General features: G+C 63.8%; 23 protein-coding genes. 6 read left to right on the forward strand and 17 right to left on the reverse strand.

Annotated elements, in window-relative coordinates; all coding sequences use genetic code 11:
* Nucleotides 1-12: 12 nt before the first annotated feature.
* The 6 genes from ABID58_RS25050 to xoxF5 all read right to left on the reverse strand — a co-directional run bounded on the left by ABID58_RS25050 (nt 13) and on the right by xoxF5 (nt 7561).
* A complete protein-coding gene (locus ABID58_RS25050) occupies nt 13-2325 on the reverse strand; it encodes a xanthine dehydrogenase family protein molybdopterin-binding subunit (RefSeq protein ID WP_354035395.1) in 2313 nt (770 codons plus the stop codon).
* 1 nt (nt 2326) lies between these two features.
* Nucleotides 2327-2779, reverse strand: coding sequence for a (2Fe-2S)-binding protein (locus tag ABID58_RS25055; protein ID WP_148756026.1), 453 nt, complete (start codon nt 2777-2779; stop codon nt 2327-2329).
* A gap of 611 nt (nt 2780-3390) precedes the next feature.
* Nucleotides 3391-3951 carry an S-(hydroxymethyl)glutathione synthase gene (gfa, locus tag ABID58_RS25060; RefSeq protein WP_148756027.1) on the reverse strand — a complete coding sequence of 187 codons (561 nt, stop codon included), beginning with the start codon at nt 3949-3951 and terminating at the stop codon, nt 3391-3393.
* Nucleotides 3952-3984: 33 nt separating this feature from the next.
* Nucleotides 3985-5094, reverse strand: coding sequence for an S-(hydroxymethyl)glutathione dehydrogenase/class III alcohol dehydrogenase (locus ABID58_RS25065; RefSeq protein WP_354035396.1), 1110 nt, complete (start codon nt 5092-5094; stop codon nt 3985-3987).
* A gap of 61 nt (nt 5095-5155) precedes the next feature.
* Nucleotides 5156-5644: a c-type cytochrome, methanol metabolism-related gene (locus tag ABID58_RS25070; protein WP_354035493.1), complete on the reverse strand. Its 489-nt coding sequence runs from the start codon at nt 5642-5644 to the stop codon at nt 5156-5158.
* A gap of 111 nt (nt 5645-5755) precedes the next feature.
* Nucleotides 5756-7561, reverse strand: a complete 1806-nt coding sequence (gene xoxF5, locus ABID58_RS25075) for a lanthanide-dependent methanol dehydrogenase XoxF5 (RefSeq protein WP_354035397.1) — start codon at nt 7559-7561, stop codon at nt 5756-5758.
* A gap of 515 nt (nt 7562-8076) precedes the next feature.
* Here xoxF5 and ABID58_RS25080 point away from each other — a divergent pair.
* Nucleotides 8077-9045, forward strand: a complete 969-nt coding sequence (locus tag ABID58_RS25080) for a helix-turn-helix domain-containing protein (protein WP_148756030.1) — start codon at nt 8077-8079, stop codon at nt 9043-9045.
* 48 nt (nt 9046-9093) lie between these two features.
* On the opposite strand, the gene ABID58_RS25085 is transcribed toward ABID58_RS25080, so the two are convergent.
* From ABID58_RS25085 to ABID58_RS25100, 4 genes are all read right to left on the reverse strand, one after another.
* Entirely contained in the window at nt 9094-9519 is a 426-nt protein-coding gene (locus tag ABID58_RS25085) for a hypothetical protein (RefSeq protein WP_354035399.1), read from the reverse strand.
* Nucleotides 9520-9621: 102 nt separating this feature from the next.
* A complete protein-coding gene (locus ABID58_RS25090; RefSeq protein ID WP_354035400.1) occupies nt 9622-10545 on the reverse strand; it encodes a substrate-binding periplasmic protein in 924 nt (307 codons plus the stop codon).
* A complete protein-coding gene (locus ABID58_RS25095; RefSeq protein ID WP_148756033.1) occupies nt 10542-10886 on the reverse strand; it encodes a c-type cytochrome in 345 nt (114 codons plus the stop codon). Before ABID58_RS25095 ends, ABID58_RS25090 begins: the two co-directional genes overlap by 4 nt.
* A gap of 38 nt (nt 10887-10924) precedes the next feature.
* Complete coding sequence (locus ABID58_RS25100) at nt 10925-12589, reverse strand: methanol/ethanol family PQQ-dependent dehydrogenase (RefSeq protein WP_354035401.1); 1665 nt, start codon at nt 12587-12589, stop codon at nt 10925-10927.
* A gap of 334 nt (nt 12590-12923) precedes the next feature.
* On the opposite strand from ABID58_RS25100, the gene lanM reads away from it, so the two are divergent.
* From lanM to ABID58_RS25120, 4 genes are all read left to right on the forward strand, one after another.
* Nucleotides 12924-13316, forward strand: a complete 393-nt coding sequence (gene lanM / locus ABID58_RS25105; RefSeq protein WP_354035403.1) for a lanmodulin LanM — start codon at nt 12924-12926, stop codon at nt 13314-13316.
* Nucleotides 13317-13486: 170 nt separating this feature from the next.
* Nucleotides 13487-13567 carry a pyrroloquinoline quinone precursor peptide PqqA gene (gene pqqA / locus ABID58_RS25110; RefSeq protein ID WP_012029362.1) on the forward strand — a complete coding sequence of 27 codons (81 nt, stop codon included), beginning with the start codon at nt 13487-13489 and terminating at the stop codon, nt 13565-13567.
* Nucleotides 13568-13591: 24 nt separating this feature from the next.
* Nucleotides 13592-14497 carry a DUF6662 family protein gene (locus ABID58_RS25115; protein WP_354035405.1) on the forward strand — a complete coding sequence of 302 codons (906 nt, stop codon included), beginning with the start codon at nt 13592-13594 and terminating at the stop codon, nt 14495-14497.
* Nucleotides 14498-14600: 103 nt separating this feature from the next.
* Complete coding sequence (locus ABID58_RS25120) at nt 14601-14810, forward strand: hypothetical protein (RefSeq protein WP_148756037.1); 210 nt, start codon at nt 14601-14603, stop codon at nt 14808-14810.
* A gap of 9 nt (nt 14811-14819) precedes the next feature.
* On the opposite strand, the gene ABID58_RS25125 is transcribed toward ABID58_RS25120, so the two are convergent.
* From ABID58_RS25125 to ABID58_RS25145, 5 genes are read right to left on the reverse strand one after another with little or no spacing between them, the layout of a single operon-like run.
* A complete protein-coding gene (locus ABID58_RS25125) occupies nt 14820-15167 on the reverse strand; it encodes a hypothetical protein (protein WP_148756038.1) in 348 nt (115 codons plus the stop codon).
* 26 nt (nt 15168-15193) lie between these two features.
* Nucleotides 15194-15988: a pentapeptide repeat-containing protein gene (locus ABID58_RS25130; protein ID WP_354035406.1), complete on the reverse strand. Its 795-nt coding sequence runs from the start codon at nt 15986-15988 to the stop codon at nt 15194-15196.
* A gap of 48 nt (nt 15989-16036) precedes the next feature.
* Nucleotides 16037-16777, reverse strand: a complete 741-nt coding sequence (locus ABID58_RS25135; RefSeq protein WP_148756040.1) for an ABC transporter ATP-binding protein — start codon at nt 16775-16777, stop codon at nt 16037-16039.
* A complete protein-coding gene (locus ABID58_RS25140; protein ID WP_354035407.1) occupies nt 16767-17504 on the reverse strand; it encodes an ABC transporter permease in 738 nt (245 codons plus the stop codon). Before ABID58_RS25140 ends, ABID58_RS25135 begins: the two co-directional genes overlap by 11 nt.
* A 1-nt stretch (nt 17505) precedes the next feature.
* Complete coding sequence (locus tag ABID58_RS25145; RefSeq protein WP_354035494.1) at nt 17506-18453, reverse strand: ABC transporter substrate-binding protein; 948 nt, start codon at nt 18451-18453, stop codon at nt 17506-17508.
* 120 nt (nt 18454-18573) lie between these two features.
* On the opposite strand from ABID58_RS25145, the gene ABID58_RS25150 reads away from it, so the two are divergent.
* On the forward strand, nt 18574-18933 hold the full coding sequence (locus ABID58_RS25150; protein ID WP_354035408.1) for a hypothetical protein: 360 nt from the start codon (nt 18574-18576) through the stop codon (nt 18931-18933).
* A gap of 14 nt (nt 18934-18947) precedes the next feature.
* On the opposite strand, the gene ABID58_RS25155 is transcribed toward ABID58_RS25150, so the two are convergent.
* Together ABID58_RS25155 and ABID58_RS25160 are read right to left on the reverse strand one after the other, a co-directional pair.
* Nucleotides 18948-19757, reverse strand: coding sequence for a quinoprotein dehydrogenase-associated SoxYZ-like carrier (locus tag ABID58_RS25155; RefSeq protein ID WP_354035409.1), 810 nt, complete (start codon nt 19755-19757; stop codon nt 18948-18950).
* Between the two features lie 97 nt (nt 19758-19854).
* Nucleotides 19855-20733, reverse strand: a complete 879-nt coding sequence (locus tag ABID58_RS25160) for a quinoprotein relay system zinc metallohydrolase 2 (protein ID WP_354035410.1) — start codon at nt 20731-20733, stop codon at nt 19855-19857.
* Between the last annotated feature and the right edge of the window lie 25 nt (nt 20734-20758).

The raw sequence follows: 20758 nt of genomic DNA on the forward strand, positions 1-20758 counted from the left end.
GCGTCTGTTCCGTCAAGCCTCCAATTGCTTGCCGATCGGCAATGCGCGGATGCGCTTTCCGGTCGCGGCGAAGATCGCGTTCATCAGTGCAGGGGCGAACGGCGGCACGCCGGGCTCGCCGACGCCGCTCGGCGGCGTGTCGGGTCCGGGCGGGACGATGTAGACATTGGTCACCACGGGAGATTCGTCCATCCTGATGACCTGGAAGTCGTCAAAGTTCTTCTGCTCCACCTTGCCGTCCTTGAAAGTGACCGCGCCATATTTGGCGAGACTCAGGCCCATGATCGCGGCGCCTTCGATCTGCGAGGCGATGCGCTCCGGGTTGACATAGGTGCCGCAGTCGATCGCGGTATCGACCCGCGGCACCGTCAGCTTGCCCTTGTCGTCGACAGCGACTTCGACAATGGTCGCAATGTAGCTGACGAAGCTGCGGTGCACGGCGATGCCGAGGCCGTGGCCCTTCGGGACCTGTCGGCCCCATTCACCCTTCTCGGCGACCAGCTCGACCACCTTGCGCAGGCGCGCGGTGTCGATCGGGTAGCTGTCATAGGGCTCGCCGTAGTTCCACATGTCCTTGACGGCGGGCTTGACGATGCGTGGTGTGCCGATCAGTGCGAGCAGCGTCTCCTTCTGGTCGCGTCCGGTCGCATTTGCGATCTCGCCGACCATCGACTGCACCGCGAAGGCGCGCGGGATGTTCGAGACCGAGCGGAACCAGCCGATGCGGGTGAATGCGGCTGCCTCCGGGTTCTCGCAACTGATATTGGCGATCTCGAACGGCATGTCGACGAGGCCCATGCCGAGCTCGAAGGACGCCGCATGCTTGGCACCGGCAGCGAAGGTCGAGGCGATGGTCGGCGCCACGCTGCGGTGGCGCCAGGCGATCACCTTGCCGTCCTTGTCCAGCCCCGCCTCGATCCGCTCCACCGAGACGGTGTGCAGGAAGTCGTGGTGGAGGTCGTCCTCGCGCGTCCACTGCACCTTGACCGGCGTGCCGAGCTCCTTCGACAGCAGCGCCGCCTCGAGCGCAAAGTCGCATTTCGACTTGCGGCCGAAACCGCCGCCGAGCAGCGTGACATTAACGGTGACATTGCCCTCGGGGATGCCGAGCGTCTTGGCGACGTCCTCGCGCGTGCCGCCCGGGCTCTGCACCGGCGCCCAGATCTCCGCCTTGTCGCCCTTGACATCGGCGACCGCGACCGGCGGCTCCATGCTGACATGAGCGAGATGCGGCAGGTAATATTCGCCGATCACGACCTTGTCCGCCGCCTTCAGCGCGGCGTCCGCGTCGCCCTCCTGGCGCACGACGAGGCCCGGCTTGCGCGAGGCCTCCTCGAGCTCCCTGCGATAGGCAACCGAGTCGTATTTGCCGTTGGCGCCGTCGTCCCAGACGAGCTTCAGCGCGTCGCGGCCCTTGATCGCAGCGCCGGTGTTGCGCGCGATCACTGCGACGCCGCCGAGCGGCTGGAATTTCGACGGCCACGGCCAGCCGCGCACCTGCATCACCTTCTCGACGCCAGGCACTTTCAGTGCAGCGTCCGGATCAAACGAGGTGAGCTTGCCGCCGGTCACCGGTGGGCGGGCGATCACGGCGTATTTCATCCCGGGCAGTCGCACGTCGGCGCCATAGCGCGCCTTGCCGGTGGTAATGTCATGGAGATCGACGATGCTGACCTGACCCTTGCCGAGATAGCGGAAGTCCTTGGGGTCTTTCAGCTTGAGGCCTTCGATGCTCGGCACCGATTCCTTGGCGGCGTCGGCTGCGAGCTCGCCGAAGCCGAGCTTGCGGCCGCTGGCGCTGTGGACGACCTCGTGATTGACTGCCTTCACTTCCGTCGCCGGCACGCCCCAGCGCTTTGCCGCGGCCTGCTCCAGCATGGTACGGGCGGAGGCGCCGATCTGGCGCATCGGGATGAGATAATGCCGCGTGCTGCGCGAGCCGTCGGTGTCCTGGTTGCCGAACTTGACCTCGTCACCATGGGCCTGCTGCACCTTGACCTTGGACCAGTCGGCCTCCATCTCCTCGGCCACGATCAGCGGCAGGCTGGTACGCACGCCGGTGCCCATCTCGGCGCGGTGGGCGAGGATGGTGACGGTGCCATCAGGCGCGACCGCGACGAACACGCGCGGATCGACCACGACGCCATGCGGCATCTTGCCGGCGCCGGTCTCATAGGCGAAGGCCCGGCGCGTCATCACGGGTGCGGCGAGCACGAAGCCGCCGGTGACGCCGAGCCCCTTCAGGATGCTGCGGCGCGAAATCTTCTCGACCTTCAGATTCTTTTCGAAGCCACGAAGCTTCCGCGGATTGTCGATGAAATTCATGTCACACTCCCGTTGATGCGAGGTGGACGGCGTTCTCGATGCGCTGGTAGCAGCCGCAGCGGCAGATGTTACCGGACATCGCCTCGCGGATCTGGTCATGCGACGGCTTGGGGTTCTCCATCAGCAGCGCAGCCGCCTGCATGATCTGGCCGGCCTGGCAGAAGCCGCATTGGGGAACATTGACCTCGCGCCAGGCCTTCTGGACGGGATGATCGCCATCCGGATGCAGCCCCTCGATCGTGGTGACTTCGCGCCCCGCCACGTCGTTGATCGAGGTGATGCAGGAGCGGACCGCCTCCTTGTCGATGATGACGGTGCAGGCGCCGCACAGGGCCTGGCCACATCCGAATTTGGTGCCGGTCAGCCCGGCTTCGTCGCGCAGGAACCAGAGTAGCGGGAGATCCGGGTCGCCGTCCCAGCTCTGTTCCTGGCCGTTGATCTTCACCTTGATCATGATCGTCCCTCGCTCTTCATAAGCTTTGCCGATGTTGGACTGGCCGATGTCTGTCGGCACAATGGTCCGTGCGCTGTCGCAACCGCACTCCAGCCGGTTGTCCTGCGCGGGCAAATCCCGGCATGAAGCTGGAATACGAATCGCAATGTCCGGATGTGCTCGATACCTCCCGTTTTGTTCTTGATTGATTGAGCTCGCGCGGCATCGTGACGGCGCGACCGTAGCAGAGATCGCGCCGGACCGGCATTCACAGCCGGGTGTTCTCGACGTGAACAGATTGCATCCGGGGTTTGTCAAAAGCAGGGCGCGGCAACAGGTCGCGCGTCGCGCAATCACGGAATCTGAGGCGCGGTGAAAAAAGCTTCGTCCGCCAGAGGGACTGCGCGGACGAAGCAGTATGCCTCAGTCGAGGGAGGGAGAATCGCAGGGACGCTGACTTCAAGCAGGAAGAGGGCGGCACTGCGCAGTCATTCAGAGACCAGGACTGAGGGAGCGGAACGCGCTCGCATACGCAAAGTGCACTGGCGGCAAGCTCGCCGCAAACCATTCGAGAGCTGTCCGTCCCCTCTCTGGGGACCAGCGAGGGGACGGACAAGGTTCTGGCAGCCTTGTCAGGCGGCCTTGGCCTTCGCCGTGTGGGTCGCGATCGCATCCATCAGCGCTGGCGACAGGCAGTCATAGGGCTCGAGCCCAATTTCCTTCAGCCGCGAACGGATGCCGGCCATCTGCTCCGGCTTGACGCCGGATTCGATCACCGAGGAGACGAAGGCGGCGAATTGCGGCGCCTGCGAGCCCTGCTCCTGGAACAGCTCCGGATGGATAAAGTCGAGCCCGTAGAACGGATGGTTCTTGTTCTCGATGCGGCCGAACATATGCGTGCCGCACGCTTTGCAGGCGTGACGCTGAATCGCCGCCGAGGGATCGACGATCTGGAGCTTGTCGCCGTTCTCGAGCACGGTGACGTTCTGGCGCGGCACGACGGCCACGACCGAGAAGGTCGCACCCGCCGGCTTCCAGCACTTGGTGCAGCCGCAGGCGTGGTTGTGGGCGACGTCGCCCTTCACGCCGACCTTGACCTGGTGGTCCTTGCATTTGCAGGCGAGCGTGCCGCCGGCGAAGTGGCCTGTGCCTTGCTTGATACCGTTGTCGATCGAGGGATGGAGTGCAGTCATGGGTCGATCCTCCTTGGGGGTGACGCTTGCGAGCTAGAACACGACGACTGAACGAATTGATTTACCCTCGTGCATCAGGTCGAAGCCCTTGTTGATGTCTTCGAGCTTGAGCGTGTGGGTGATCATCGGGTCAATCTGGATCTTTCCGTTCATGTACCAGTCGACGATCTTCGGCACGTCGGTGCGGCCGCGGGCGCCGCCGAAGGCAGTGCCGCGCCAGTTGCGGCCGGTGACGAGCTGGAATGGGCGGGTTGCGATCTCCTTGCCGGCTTCGGCGACGCCGATGATGATCGATGTACCCCAGCCGCGATGGCAGGCTTCCAGCGCCTGGCGCATCACCGTGGTGTTGCCGGTGCAGTCGAAGGTGTAGTCGGCACCGCCGTCGGTCAGGGTCACCAGATGCGGGACGATGTCGCCGGTGATCTTCTTGGGGTTGACGAAGTGGGTCATGCCAAACCGGCGGCCCCATTCCTCCTTGGAGTCGTTGACGTCGACGCCGATGATCTTGTCGGCGCCGGCCATCTTGGCGCCCTGGATCACGTTCAACCCGATTCCGCCGAGGCCGAACACGACGACGTTGGAGCCCGGCTCGACCTTCGCGGTGTTGACGACGGCGCCGACGCCGGTGGTGACGCCGCAGCCGATATAGCAGCTCTTGTCGAAGGGGGCGTCCTCGCGGATCTTGGCCACCGCGATCTCGGGCAGCACAGTGAAGTTGGAGAAGGTCGAGCAGCCCATATAGTGGTAGATCGGCTTGCCCTTGTAGGAGAAGCGGCTGGTGCCGTCAGGCATCACACCCTTGCCCTGCGTCGCGCGGATCGCGGTGCAGAGATTGGTCTTCTGGCTCAGACAGCTTTTGCACTGACGGCATTCCGGCGTGTAGAGCGGAATGACGTGATCGCCGGCCTTCACCGAGGTCACGCCCGCGCCGATCTCGCGGATGATGCCGGCGCCCTCGTGGCCGAGGATCGACGGGAAGATTCCTTCGCTGTCGAGACCGTCGAGCGTGTAGGCGTCGGTATGGCAGATGCCCGTCGCCTTGATCTCGACCAGGACCTCGCCGGCCTTCGGCCCTTCCAGATCGACTTCGACGATCTCGAGCGGTTTTTTGGCTTCAAAAGCGACAGCGGCACGTGTCTTCATCGGTAACTCCTCAAATTCTCGCAGGATGCCAAGACTTAAGCCTCGGCCGGGCTGCAAACGTTCACTTCTTGCCCATGCATGAGTCTTCACTCTTGGTATAGGCGTCGTTCTTGTCCTCATGCTTGCCGGGACGGGCGCGGCCCCAGGCCTCGTCGGAGCGGGCGCGCAGATAGACGTAGAGATCGTCCATGTAGCAGGCGACGTTCGGGTTATCTCCGAAGGCCGGCATCACGTTCTCTGCGGCGGTGGAGATGTTCTTGCGGCCCGAGGCGACGACGCCGAGAAAATCGGCATAGTTCATCGTCTTGAGCGAATCCTTCAGTGCGGGCGCATAGGTCGAGCCCATGCCGTCCGGGCCATGACACACATGGCAGTCCGAGTGATAGCGGCGGTATCCGGAATAGGTGTACCAGTCGACGGAGTCGCCGTTGATCTTGTAGGTCGGGTTACCCTCCTTATCGAGCCATTCGCCAGTTTCGTTCTGCTTGACGGCGGTCGGGTCGCCCGAGCCGTCCGCGACAGCAATTCCTCCGGACGCAACGAAGATCATCGCAGCAATGACAGAGCAGATTTTACGCAAAAGGTGTTCCTCGAAGGCGTTCGGTGGAGACGAGCCGGCGCGTGGAGTTGATACACGCGCCGGAGCGATACGGAGGTGAGGCTAGTTCGCCGGCAGCGAGAACACGGTCAGCGTGCCGCCGAGTGCCGTGTAGTTACTGAGCGCCGCGTAGCCACCGACCGCGCCGAGACCTGCGGTCGGATCGGTCAGGCCGGCTGCCAGACCGATACCGGCCCAGCCGCCCACGCCGGAGAGCACTGCGACATACTGCTTGCCGCCGTTCTCGTAGGTGGTGACGTTGCCGATGATGCCGGAGGGAGTCTTGAACTTGTAGAGCTCCTTGCCGGTCTTGGCGTCGACTGCCTTCAGGTAGCCTTCGAGCGTGCCGTAGAACACGACGCCGCCGGCGGTTGCGAGCGCACCCGACCAGACCGAGAACTGCTCCTTGTTCGACCAGACGATCTTGCCGGTCTTGCCGTCCCAGGCGATGAAGTTACCCATATTGGTTTCACCTGGCGGCGGATACATCGAGAGCGTCGCGCCCACATAGGGCTGGCCCGCGGTGTAGCTGACCTTGAACGGCTCGTAGTCCATGCAGACGTGGTTGGTCGGAACATAGAACAGCTGCGTGTCGGGCGAGTAGGCCGCCGGCTGCTCGTCCTTGGTGCCGAGCGCCGCCGGGCAGATGCCCTTCACGTTGTGATCTTCGCCCGCCTTGTCGGTCGAAGCTGCGTCGAGCACCTTCGGACGGCCATAGGTGGCGGAGCTCTTGTCCATGTCGACGCCGGAGGTCCAGTTCACCTTCGGGTCGTACTTCTCGGCGACCAGCAGCTCGCCGTTGGTGCGATCGAGCGTGTAGCCAAGACCATTGCGATCGAAATGCGTCAGCAGCTTGCGCGGCTGGCCGTTGATCGACTGATCCGAGAGGATCATCTCGTTGACGCCGTCATAGTCCCATTCGTCATGGGGCGTCATCTGGTAGACCCACTTGGCCACACCGGTGTCAGGGTTACGTGCCCAGATCGTCATCGACCATTTGTTGTCGCCGGGACGCTGCTTCGGATTCCAGGTCGAGGGGTTGCCCGATCCGTAATAGACGAGGTTCAGCTCGGGATCGTAGGAGATCCAGCCCCAGGTCGCGCCGCCGCCGATCTTCCACTGATCGCCTTGCCACGTCTTCAGGCTGGAGTCCTTGCCGACCGGCTTGCCGAGTGCGGTGGTTTTGTCGTCAACCAGGATCTGGTCGTCCGGCCCTTCCGAATAGCCGCGCCAGGCGACCTTGCCGGTCTTGATGTCGTAGGCGGTCATGTGGGCCTGAACGCCGAACTCACCGCCGGAGATGCCGACCAGCACCTTGTCCTTGATGACCATCGGCGCGGAGGTGCCGGTCTCGCCCTTGCTGGGATCGCCGTTCTTGGCGGTCCATGCAACCTGACCGGACTTGGCGTCGAGCGCAACCAAGGTTGTGTCGGCCTGATGCAGGAAGATCTTGCCGTCACCGTAAGACAGGCCGCGGTTAACCGTATCGCAGCACATCACCGGGATGACGTTCGGATCCTGCTTTGGCTCGTACTTCCAGACGATCTTGTTCTCCTGCGAAAGGTCAATGGCGTAGACCTTGTTCGGGAACGGCGTATGGACGTACATCATGTTGCCGATGACCAACGGGCCACCTTCGTGGCCGCGCAGCACGCCGGTCGAGAAGGTCCAGGCGACCTGGAGCTTGCCGACATTTTGTGCGTTGATCTGGTTGAGCTTGGAGTAGCGGGTATTGGCATAGTCGCCCGTCGGCATCACCCAATCTTTCGGGTTCTGCGACATCTTGTTCAGCTCGTCATTGGCAGAGGCGCCGCCGACGGCGAGAGCCGCTGCGGAGCCAAGAAAGGTCGCCAGTAGCACCTTGCGCATAGTCATTCCTCCGTTGGTCGCGTTTTATTGTTTCCGAAGCATTGCTTAATCACCGGGCTTTTCGTCCGGCGTCTGCTCGTGCAGGGCGGTCACGTTGGGGACCAGAAACGATGCTGGGCTGTTTCCTCCTCAGGATGAGAGCTACAGGTCCGCGTGCAGGAGCGGCCCGTTTTTTTTGTTCCTGCCGTAATTCCTAACGACTTCGCTATCGGGAAACTTGCCCAAGAGAGAAGCCGCTTTGCTCGACAGCGCACGGAGGCAAAGTTTTTGATTTTGCAGTAGCGAATTCAGCGGCTTCCGCGCGGCTTGGCGCCGCGCGCCAACGCTCAGGTTCCGCTTGACGGCGTTGCAACTAAGGCGGAGGATTAACTTTCAAGGGCGGCAAAGGAACGATGGCGCTCGTTTCAAAGACCGCCCAAAGTTGAGGTAAACGTCACGCAATCAAGGCTGAGGGCTCCAGCAGGCGCTGGCCGCGATTCGCGTCGGATCTCCGGGTATCACCAGTGGCTGGATTAATGTCCGACACAATTCACACGCTCTCGACGACCGGACTGACGCCGAAGCGACAGATCCAGAGCTGGATCGACGGGCTGACGAGTCTGTGCGGGCACTTCGATGTCGATCCGCTGGAAGCAACCTCGCTCGAGGGACGCATCGACTACACCAGCGTCTCGCGCCTGAAGCTCTGTCAGATCGAGGTCAGCCAGCATCGCATCGCGCACACGCTGGCGCGCGCCAAGGCCAATGAGCACCCCTACATCAAAATTCACTTCCAGACATATGGCGTGTCCTATTTCGAGCAGGAAGGCCGCCACATCGAGCTGAACCCGGGCGACATCATCGCCTATGACGTCTCATGTCCGCATCTAATCGTCAGTCCCGCCTTCACGCGCCACGACGTGGTGATCGTGCCGAAGGCGCTGCTGCGCGATCGCGGCTTCCCGTCGCAGCGCATGCCGGCCTGCAAGCTGTCGGCGAAGACGGGGACAGGACGGATCGCCCATGATTTCGTCCATGCCACGTTCGACGAGGCGGCGAAGCTGTCGGCCAACAGCGCGGTCGGTGTTGCCGATTCGCTGATCGACCTGCTGCTGCTGCCGCTGCGCGAAGCCGACACGATGTTCGATCGGGTCGGGCCCGAGGCGATGTATGTGCGTGCCCAATTTTTCATCCGCGAGCACCTGCGCGATCCCGATCTGTGCATCGACCAGATCTCCGCCGAGCTCGGCTGCTCCAAGCGCTATCTGCACATGCTGTTCTCAGAGCGCGGCACCACGGTGAGCGATTACATCTGGCAGGCGCGCCTTCAGAACTGCCGCCAGGAGCTCGAAGCTCACGGCGGCAAGACCATCACAGACGTCGCGTTCTCGTGGGGCTTCTCCAGCTCATCGCATTTCAGCCGCGTGTTCCGGAAATATTTCGGTGTGGTGCCGTCCTCGATCCACAAGGGGCAACAGGGCGCTGTTGCCGTGGATCAGAATTAAGCGCGCCTCACGCTGCTGCTCGTCGCGGCTTGCTGGACACGCGATAGCTCACGCCGATATGGCGACGTAGGGAATGCTGGCCACGAGAGCGGCGACCAGCGCCGCGTTGCACAGCATTGCTTTCCAATGCAAATGACGCAGCTGGCGCACCGCGTCCGCATCGCCCGCATCTCTGGCACTAAGCTGGTCGTCTATCTGTTGCATGAACCACGGGCGGCCCCAGATCGCGACGACCGCTATCAGGCCGACGCCTGCCGCGAACAGCGGTCGTCCGGCGAAGATGAAAGCTACTGTCCCGATCACGCCGGCGACGCTCACCATCCTGAACTGGATGTTGAACATCCCGCGCAATAGCTGCGTGACGGGCGGGATGTCGAGCTTCACCAGCAGGAAAGCGGGCGACGCAAGCAGGAAATAGCCCACCGGGAAAAGCAGGATGACCAGGGCGGCAACGGCGACGGCATCAGGTCTCATGAGGGCTGCCTTTCTCGTTCGGGACGGCAAGGGCTTCCGGCGGCATCATACGGCGGCCGGTGCCGCTAGGCCAGCGGACGGGTTGCGGCGGGCGCTCTCGGCTCACCGCTGCATGATCTTCGTCCAGACGTCGCCGAGGATCGCCGGCTCGCGCGGCGGCAGATAGGTCAGGCCGGCTTGCTTGCCGAACTCGGCGATCTTGCCCTCGGCCGCAAGATCCGTCAGCGCTTTGTTGACGGCCTCGATCAAGGCAGGATCGCTGCCAAGCCCGACATAGCCGCGATTGGCCCCGATCGGATAATAATAGCCGGAGGCTGATATCGCGGTGTCGGGATGCGCGTCGCGATGGGCGTCGTAGCGCGCGAGATCGATCAGGGTCGCATCATAATCGCCGCGATCGAGCGCGCCCAGGAGGTCGTCGCGGGCGGGCACGAGATGGGTGATGTTGTCGATCAGCCGCCCCCTGTCGAAGGTCATGAGGATGGCGTCGCCCAGGGATCCGCTTTCGATCGCGAGGCGCAGGCCGGCGAGGTCGCCGATATCGCTGATCTTGCGGTCGCGCGCCTTCGGCCCGAGCACCACCGTCATCGGCGAATAGACGTAAGGCCGGCTCGGGGCGAGCACGCCGAGCGCAACGCGGCGGCGCCGGTCATCGCGCGTGGCGTCGGCGAAATCCGGCAAGCGCGCCGTCTTCAGGCCGGGCTTGACGAGGGAATCCGTCGTCAGCGCGTAGCCGCCAACCAGCGAGCAGCGGCCGTCGGACAGCAGCGCATTGGCCTCGAGCTGCGGACTCGAATCCTCATCCAGCTTGCTCTCGAACCACTGGATCCTGAGCGGGCGTCCCAGCCCCTCCGCGAGCGCCTGCGCCAGCAGCACGTCGAAGCCCGAGTCCGGCTTGCCGCGGTGATGCGCGGAGAGCGGCGGGCGGTCCTCGTCGAGACAGATGCCGAGGGGATCTGCCGCCCACGCCATTGCCGGAGCCGCAAGCATGATGGCGAGACCGAGCGCTGCCAGCCGGCCTGTCATGGCTTCCTCCGGCTGGAGATGAAGGCCCAGAGATTTCCGATCTCGTCGTCGTTCAAAATGTCGCCCCATGGCGGCATCTTGTTGTTCTTGCCATTCTTCACGGTGGTGACGAAGCGCGTCCTGTCGTCGGGAAAGGCGCGCAGGTCCGGCGTGATGGTGCCGGAATTCATCATGTTGGGGCCGTGGCAGTGCGAGCATTTTTCGGCATAGGTCGACTTGCCGTGATCGATCTGCGCCTGCAGCGGATTGCCGTTCGAATCGTCCGCGGCACGAACGGTCGCCGCAAGCGCGACCGTCAGCACCGCGACGGTGGCAAGGATCGCCACCGCCTTGTGAGCCATATCTCTCAACGTCTCTTGTCTCTCAACGTCTCTTGCCGTTACTGCTTCACCGCAAAGACCCACAGCGAGCCGCCGGGCGGCACCTTGGCCAGCCGCTCGTCGCCGGAGAACAGCGAGTAGACGCCGCCATAGCCGCTCGTGACGGCGATGTACTGCACGCCGTCCTGCTGCCAGGTCACCGGCTGTCCCTCGATGCCGGAGCCGGTCTGGAACTGCCAGAGCTTCTTGCCGGTGTCGGCGTCGAAGGCCTCGAACTCGCCGGTCAGCGCGCCCGTGAACACGACGCCGCCCGCAGTCGACAGCACGCCGGAGAAGCGCGGGATGTCACTTGCCGCCTCCCACTTCGCCTTGCCGGTCATCGGATCGATCGCCTTCAGATGGCCGCGCGCGCCGTCACCCCATTCCCAGGGATCGGTCAGGTCCATGCCGAGATACCATTCACCCTGCTTGAAGGTGGCCGGCTCCGACTTGTACCTGCCGCCGAAGGCGAGCGTGTTGGCGTAGGCCAATCCGGTCTGCGGGCTGAACGACATCGGCTCCCAGTTCTTGCCGCCGAGGATCGACGGATAGACGACGACCTTCTTGCCCTCGCGCGCATCCTTGACGACGTCGGTCTCGATCGGACGGCCGGTCTTCAGGTCGACGCCGGTGGCCCAATTCACCTTCACGTAAGGATTGGCCGCGAGCACCTTTCCGTTGGTGCGATCGAGCACGTAGAAGAAGCCGTTGCGGTTGGCATCCATCAGCACCTTGGTCGGCTTGCCCTCGACGTTCATGTCGGCGAGGACCATCTCGGCCACCGAGTCATAGTCGAACGGATTGTTCGGCGAGAACTGGTAATGCCACTTGATCTTGCCGGTCTTTGGATCCATCGCCAGCACGGAGCAGGTGTAGAGATTGTCGCCGGGGCGCACGGCGGCGTTGAACGGGCCGGGATTGCCGATGCCCCAATAGACCGTGTTCAGCTCGGGATCATAGGAGCCCGTGATCCAGGTCGAGCCGCCGCCGAGCTTCCAGGTGTCGCCTTTCCAGGTGTCGCCGCCGGGCTCGTCCGGCGAGGGGACCGAATGGGTGCGCCAGAGATGCTTGCCCGTGGCCGGATCCCAGCCATCGATGAAGCCGCGGGTGCCGAACTCGGCGCCGGAGATGCCGGTGATGACCACGCCGTCGGCGACCAGCGGGGCCACCGTCATCGAATAGCCTTCCTTGATGTCGGCCGCCTTCTGCCGCCACAGCTCCTTGCCGTCCTTGGCGTCGATCGCGATTACGTTGGCGTCGAGCGTGGTGCGGAACAGCTTGCCGTCGAACAGCGCGGCACCGCGGTTGATGATGCCGCAGCAGACGATGCGCGGTGTCTCGGCCGGATATTCGATCTTGGATTTCCAGATCTGCTTGCCGGTCTTGGCGTCGACCGCCATGGTCGCGTTGTGAGAGGTCACGTAGATCACGCCCTGGTACACCAGCGGCTGCGATTCCTCGCTGCGATCATCATTAAAGGAATAATTCCAAACCGGGACGAGGTTCTTGACGGTATCCTTGTTGATCTGGTTCAGCGTCGAAAAGCGCTGGAGATTGTAGCCCATCCCGTAATTGAGAACGTTCGACGTATCGGTTGCGCCTTTGACCAGTTGATCGGTCGTCTGTGCGCTCGCAACCGAGCATGCGGATATGACGAGGCTCGCGGCCATCGCAAAGCGTTTCATCCGTTCCTCCCAATATGCGCGCCTTTTGACGCTGCGATTGCAACACTCCGCCCGAAAGCAAAACCCGTCAATACGAAAGTCGAAAGCACGCTGCCGATATGTTAGACGCCAGATGCCAGGCTTGATGCGCCAATCCTCGAGAAATTTTGCGCGTCTTGCGCGGATGCGCTGCACCAATTTCCACGGCGCGAAGATTGGCGCAGCGCGAGAATTTTGGCCCAACCCGTTTCCGTCCCGGGCGAAGCATCGCAATTCGGCTTGAACCGGGGTCGGCTTGCGGACTTATCTTGTCGCTATCCCCGGCGAATCGGGGCTCATGGTCAGGGAGGTCCAAATGATATCGCGTCGCTCAGTTGCGCTTGCGCTCACGCTCGCTGTGGTCTCCGGTCCGGCCTGGTCGGCATCCGGCGGCGCGGTCAAAATGTTCGACACCGACAATGACGGCACGCTCGACTTGGCCGAGGTGAAGAAGGCGGCTGCCGCGCTGTTCGCAAAGCTTGATCCCGACCATGACGGGACGCTCGACGTGCGTGAGTTGCGCGGACGGTTAACGGCGAAAGAACTCGCCGCCGCCGACCCCGATCACGACGGGACGCTGACGCTCGACGAATATCTTGCCGTGGTGGAGCAGCGCTTCAACGCGGCGAATCCCGACAAGGATGGGACGCTGGATGCGAAGGAGCTGAACTCGCGTGCGGGTCGCGCACTGCTGCGGCTATTGCGTTGAGAACAGAAGCGCTTGACTGGGAGCGAAGGCGGTTTGCCCGAGAGTGAACTGTACGCGTGTGACGCGACAGTTCGCTGTGTTCGTGGTCCGATTCCAGACTTGCGCAGTTGCTGAGGCAGCCCTAGGTTTTGCCCGGCGCGATGTCGCGCTCAATACTTGGGGAGACCCGAATGGCTTGGAAAGCTCCGAAGATCGTGGAAGTGCCGGTCGGCATGGAAATCAACATGTACGCCTGCGCTGCGCGCAAGTAAGACTGACGACCTGCCGCGGCTTTGATGGCGGATGCCGTCGAAGCCGTGGTAGTGTTCGTGATGCGCATTGGAGCCCACACAATCTGGACGGCGGTCGCGTGTACGCTCACGCTCGTGCCAATGTGCGCCAGGGCCGAAGAGGGCTTCGATACCGAGCATATCTTCGGCTTCATGATCGGCAGCGATGTCGGCAATCCCGGCGAGCGCGAATTTCAGACCGAGACGACGGGACGCTTCGGCAAAGGCGGTGGCAGCTATCGCGCCCTTGGCCATGAGGTCGAGATCGAAATCGTGCCGCTGCCGAATTTTCGTATCGAGGTCGGCGGCACCGCCACGCTGCATGACATCACCGGCGTCCCTGATATCGACGACCGCCGCCAGTTCAATTTCCAGGGCCTCTCGCTCGACCTGCGTTATCGCCTGCTCGACCGCGAGAGGGCCCCGTTCGGGATGACGATCGCCACCGAGACCCATGGCGATCGCATCGATGAAGTCAGCGGCGCCAAGGGACGGATGTACGGCACTGCCTTCACGCTCGCCTTCGATCGCGAGCTGATCCCGAATTTTGCGATCGGCGCGCTCAATTTGATCTACCAGCCGGAATGGACGCGCTTCGAGGTGAGCGGGCTGTCCGAGAAGAGCTCCACCATCGGCGCGGCCTTTGCCGGCATGGTGCGCGTGCGCCCCAATGTCCTGCTCGGCGGCGAGCTGCGCTACTTCCGCCAGTATGAGGGCATCGGCCTCGGCGGGTTCTCGGGCCAGGCGCTGTTCGTCGGACCGACCGCCTACTTCCAGCTCTCCGAGCAATCGCGGCTCACCCTAAGCTGGAGCATGCAGGCCTGGGGCCGTCCGGCCGGAGCGGGAGCCAATCTCGACCTCGTCAATTTCGAGCGGCATCAGGCAAGGCTGGTGTTCGGGATTAACTTCTAGCAAAGCGGTTCCCGCCTACTTCTCACGCCGGATTGAAACTTCCGGCTCCTTGGAACGTATCCCTTTGTGTTAGCCTGAACTGCTTCCGCGCGAGGATCCCGGCATGAATCCGATCGACCTGGTGGTGACTGTGTGTGCGGTGCTCTCGCCTGCGACCTGCGAGGAGCAGCATATTGTGTTCAATTATGCGGGGTCGCCGACGCAATGCGCGATGGCCGCGCCGCCCTATATCGCGCAATGGGTCGGCGAGCATCCGAAGTGGCAGGCGGTGCGCTGGCGCTGCGAATATCCGCACTCGAGCGACAAGGCGTAAGTTGCCGCGCTACTTCGTGCAGTCCTTCAAATCCTTGTCGGCGATCGAGAACACCGCGTCGGCCTTGATCTCGATGTCGCGGACGATGCATTGCCGTGAATTGGGGTAGCTGACCTTGGCGTCGTAGTGGCCGGGCTCGACGCCGGTGATGCGCAGCCGCTCGTCGTGGTCGACCTCCTTGTCCTTGTCGTTCAAGGTCTGGTTCGGGCCCCATTCGGTCTTGCCGGCCGGCGAGAGCTGGAAGCCGGAAATGGTCTCCGTGGTCAGATTCCAGAGCCGGATGCCCTTGCCCTTGCTTTGCGCGGCGGCTTCGTCGGCAAACGCCAGCAACGCGATCAACACCAGACCCCAACGCATCAAATCGTCCTCCCAAAGCGCCGCCGCTATTGCCTGATCAGGCGCTCGCTGTTCTTTGCCTTGTCGAAATTTTTGGCGCGGTCAAGGCCGATCGGTGCAATCAGCCTGGCGGAGGCGAGATCGGCGCCCTCGAAATCGGTATCGATGACGGTCGCCCCGCTCAGGTCGGCGCCGCCGAGCTGGGCGTTCCGGAGCGACGCACCGGTCAGGTCGGCTCCCCTGAGGGAAGCAAACTCGAGATCGACGCGCGACAGGTCGGCGTTGCGCGCGTTCAGCCGTTCCAGATTGGCCGATCGCAGCACGGCGCGCATCAGCCCCATCGACTGGTTGCGCATGTCGGCGCCGAGATGCGCGTCGGCGATCGAGGCGCCGACCAGGCTTGCGCCGCTGAGGTCGGCTGCGATGTGCGCGCCGGTCAGATCAGCGCCGTCTAGGTGGGCGCGCGCCATCTGCGTGGCGAATAGGTTGGCGTCCTTCAGGCTCGCGCCCGTGAGATCCGCGTCGAGAAGCCACGCCTGATCGAGGATCGCTCGATCAAGACGGGCGCCGCTGAGTTTTGTCTTGTTGAGCCGTGCCGCGCGAAGCACCGACCTGGAAAGGTCGAGCCCCGAGAGATCGAGCCCCGACAAGCGCGTGCCGGTGAAGTCCGCGGGCGCGCCGGCGCCCGCTTTGGCCAGCACGGCCTCGACCTCCTGCCGGCTCATTTCAGCGGAAACCATGGCGGGTGAGGTGAGGTCGACGTCACGCATCATGTCCTGGGCGCTCGCCACGGTCGCGACGAGCGCGAAGCCAAGCGTCGTCAGAGCAACGGTTCGTCTCATCGTCAGGCTCCGCTGCCGGCCTGTTTAGCACACGGACCGTGCGGCTGCCTATGAGACATCCCGCCCGGCGCGTTCGCCGCCTTGTTCATCCTGGGCTCGCCGCGCAAGCCCGGCCCTGATCGCGGCAATCGCGGCGTCGCTGCGTGCCTCGCGAGGGATGCCGATGGGGACCTCGGCCAGAATGCGCGCCGGGCGGGGCGACAGGAAGAACAAGCGGTCGCCGAGACGCACCGCATCGTCCAGGCTGTGCGTCACGAGCAGCGTCGTGACGGGCCGGCTGGCGACCAGCGTCGCGATCTCGTCGCGCAACCGGCCGGCCAGCGCGTCGTCGAGCGAGGCGAGGGGCTCATCGAGCACCAGAACGTCGGGCTCGACCGCAAAGGCGCGGGCCAGCGCAACCCGTCGGGCAAGCCCCAGCGACAATTCGCCGGGGAAGTGGCTGCGATGCGCCTCCAGCTCCAAAATCCTGAAAAGCTCGGCGAGTTTTGCGTCGCTCACGTCGGGTGCCGCCAACCGCACATTCTGCTCGACCGAGCGCCACGGCAACAGCCGCGGCTCCTGGAACACCATGCCGATCCGCGCCTCCGGTGGGCGCGCGACATGGCCGTCGAAATCGCGGTCGAGCCCGAGGATGATGCGCAGCATCGTGCTTTTACCGCAGCCGGACGGGCCGATCAGCACGCCGACCTCGCCGGACTGCAGCGCGAATTTCATCGGCGCCAGCACCTCCTGCGTTCCGCCCGCAGCGCTTTTGAACGTCTTGCCTGTGATCTCGACCTCAAGCCGCACGGGGGCGCCACCGCGTTGCGCGGGCCTCGAACGGCTGCACCAGCGCCGTCTCGATCACGAGCACGACCGCGGCAAAGGTTAGGGAATAGGCCAGCAGCCGCGGCGTGTCGAACAGCTGGAAGGCGACGCCGATCTCGAAGCCGACGCCATTCGGCCGTCCCAGCAGCTCGGCGACCAGCACGATCTTCCACACCAGCGACAGGCCGGAGCGGGCGGAGGCCGCGATATAGGGCGCAAGCTGCGGCAGCACGACATGGCGGAATGCGCGCCAACGCGGCATCGCAAACACGCTCGCCATCTCGTCGAGCGAACGGTCGAGCGCGCGCGTGCCCTCGCGTAAGGTAACGACCGCCGTCGGCAACTTGTTGATGGCGATGGCCGCGATCGCCGCGGCCTCGGTGAGCCCGGCCCAGACATAGGCCAGCACGATCACCACCAGCGCCGGCAGGTTCAACAGCAGGATCAGCCAGGGATCGCCGAGCCGGTCGGCGAGCTTCACCCGCCCCATCAGATAGCCGATGGCGCTGCCGAGCGACATCGCCAGGACGAAAGCCAGCGCGACGCGTGCCAATGTCGCACCGAGATGCAGGAACAGTGCCCCGCTTGACGCTTCCGCGATAATGACATCGAGCACGGCGGACGGGGAGGGCAGCTTTGCGCCGCCGACGAACAGCGCGGCGGTCCACCAGATCGCGAGAAACAGGGCGAAGGAGAGAAGGCGCAGCACCTCAGTCTCCGGGCACTGCGTGATAGAACGTGCCGGGATCGAGCCCGGCCGCCGGACCGACCAGGTCGCGGCCGCCGATCTCGGCCAGCACGCGATAGAGCACGCGCGCATCTGCTTCCTCATCGTTGATGTTCCGGCGTGGAATGCCGTCACGATAGCGGTCGCGGTAGGTCTTGAGCATGGCCGGATCGCTCGCGCCGGTGAGCGGGGCGATCTTGTCCCAGGCCACATCCGAGGTGACCAGCAGCTGCTTGGCCTTGCGGGTCATGGCGATGAAACGCGCCACGGCGTCGCGATGGCTCGCGGCCCAGCTCTCGTCGAAGACGTAGCCGACGGCGGACACCGCGCCCTTGGCACCGAGTTTCGGCAAAATCTCCTCGATGCCGGCGAGGCGCCGAAAACCCTTGGCCTCGAGCTGGGCGCAGAAATTCCAGAAATTCAGGCTCGCATCCATCTCGCCGTCGAGCGCCTTGGCGGCGATCAGGGGCGGAGCGCCATAGGCGATGGTTGCATCCGATTTGAGGTCGATGCCGTCCTGCTTCATCCGTGCCTGCAGCAGCAGCCAGCTCTTGTCGATGGGGCCGCCGCCGACGCCGAGCTTGCGGCCCTTCAGGTCGGCAAGCGTCTTGATCGGCGAGGCCGCGGGCACCATCACCGCGCCGAGCGCGCTGGAATAAGGATAGAAGGTGAGCTTGGCGCCGAGCGAGCGCTCGCGCGACACCCAGAGCCAGTCCGACAACATGATGTCGGCATTGCCGGCGCGCAGCGCGATCTTGCCGGCCTCGGGGCTCGCAAGCTCGGTGACTTCCAGCGCCAGGTTGGCCTCCTTGTCGAGCCCGGCCTCGCGCATGGTGGCCAGTTCCCAGGAGAATGTTCCGGTCTTTTGCACCGCCAGGCGGATGGTGTCCGCGGCACGAGCCGAGGTGCCCAGCGTCAGTGCCAGCATCATCGCGAGCGCCAATATTCGTGCCAAAACTCTGATCACCTTGTGAGCCATTTCCTCGAAGGGAGTGCTTTTCAGGACAATACGCATAGCATAGCTTCCATCGCAACCAGTGGGAGGACGCTCATGAGTTTTGCGGGACAGGTACGACCGATTGTCGCCGCTATGATCGTGCTCGCGGCGACCGTCTACGCGGCGCGGGCCGAGGAGCCCAATGATTATCCGACGTCGGCGCGCGCGGAATATGTCTATGGCTGCATGAAAGCCAATGGCGAGACGCGGCAGGCGATCGAGCAATGCTCCTGCTCGATCGACGTGGTCGCCTCGATTGTCTCTTACGAGCGCTATGCCACCGCCGAGACCGCGCTCAGCATGTCCCAGGTCCAGGGCAATCTCGGCACCCAATTCCGGACATCAGAGCAGGCGAATTCGGCCGTGAATGATTTGCGGCGGGCGCAGGCTGAGGCTGAGGTGAGGTGTTTCTAGCTGAAGATAGAGACCTACGTCCCCGGCTTCTCCACGTCCCACTCATTCCGGAAAATGTGCCCATCCGTGTCCTTGGCCTCCGCGCGGAATCGCTTCGCGCCGTTGGACACGTAAGTGAAGCGCAGATTGGGATCTTCCGAGATCGAGATGCCGCCTTCGATCGACAGCACAAGGCTGTCGTCCTGCGTCAGCTTCAGCTGGTTGACGAAGAAGGCGGGAATATAGAGCTGCGTGACTTGATCCATCTGCAGGCCGGAATTGTTGGGATGGCCGATCATGATCTGCGCTTCACGGATGCGGCTCGCCGGCGCTTCCTCGCGGGCGAATTGCCGGTAGCGCATCTGGCCGAGGCGGTTCTGGGCCTCTTCCGCGTTCTTTCCCGCCGGCGCCGAGCAGCCGCCTGACGCCTTCACATAGGTCTTTGAGACGTAGAGCTGGCCGTCGCTGAGCTCCGCTACCGCATGAACGTCGGTGTAATTGTTGACACGCACGCGCGTGGAGATCTCGGTGATATTGGCATCCGCGCCAAGCTCGAATTTCGCGGCCATCGGCGCCGGGTTGCGGTCGATCACCAGCGTGATCGATCGGATGCGGCGCGCATCGCCCGGCGACAGCTTGCTGCGCAGGGTCACCGGCACGATGGCGGCATCCTCGGCGCGATAGGGCATCTCGATGGCGATGACATTGTTGCCATCGTTCATCGGACGGTTGCTGAAGATATCCTGCACCAGGCCCGGCCAGGGATCGTAGGCCTCTTCGGCGCTCGCCGGCAGCGCGAAGGCGATGCCGGCCAGTGCGGCGATGAGGCGGAGCGTATGGCCCATGATGATGGTCCTGTGCGGACGACGCAGTTATCTCGGAGTCAGCGTAGCTGATCTCGGAGTCAGCGTAGCTGATCCCGGAGACAACGTAGCGCGTCCGCTACTCCCATTCAATTTCCGAAAATGCTGCGGTTGCGTTGCGGGCGTTGTAGTCGTCGAACAGTTCCCAATGCGACCGCTCGGTCGCGGCTGCTTTTTCGGCGGCGGTTCGGATCGGCTCGCCCTTCTTGTTCGAGGCACGGACGTCCGACAGCAGTGTCGAGAGATAACGCCGCTCATCGGTCAAAGCCGCTGGCCAGTCGCTCACAGGGCCGTGACCGGGAACGACGCGGGCCGCCGGAACGCTCTCCAGCTCCTTCAGCAGGGCGAGCCAGCCGCGGATGCTGCCATCCACCACCGGAATGTGGCGGAGAAAGACCAGATCGCCTGCGAACAGCGTCTTGGTCGTCTCGTCGAACACGGTCAGGTCATTGTCGCTGTGCGCGGCCGGCCATGCCCGCAAGGTCAGCCGGCGCGATCCGAGATCGAGCGCCATGACGTCCTTAACCAGCACAGTGGGCGGCACGATCTTCACGGGATCGATCAGTTCGCCGCCCATGATGCGCCGGAAACTATCGAGATAATACGGCCCGCGCGTCGCCAGCGCCTGCGGCAGCTTGCTGTGGCCGACGAAGCTGGTTCCGTCCGCGATGAAGGCCGCATTGCCGAAAACGTGGTCCGGATGGCCGTGGGTGTTGATGACGTAGCGGATCGGCTTGCTGGTGCGGGCTCGCACCGCGGCCAGCAGCGCCTCGCCTTCACGAAGGCTGCCACCGGTATCGATCACGGCCACCGCATCCTCGCCGACGACGAAGCCGATATTGGCAATATCGCCCTCGTTCTCGCGGGTCATCAGGGCGATGGTCCCGGAGTGCACGAAGATTCCCGGTGCGACTTCGCTCACAGGCAATTCGGCCGCCCCGGCGCGTGCTACCGTCATGAGTCCTAGCAGGGACAGGGCTGCG

The organism is Bradyrhizobium sp. S3.2.6, from assembly GCF_040546885.1.
GTDB lineage: Bacteria > Pseudomonadota > Alphaproteobacteria > Rhizobiales > Xanthobacteraceae > Bradyrhizobium > Bradyrhizobium cytisi.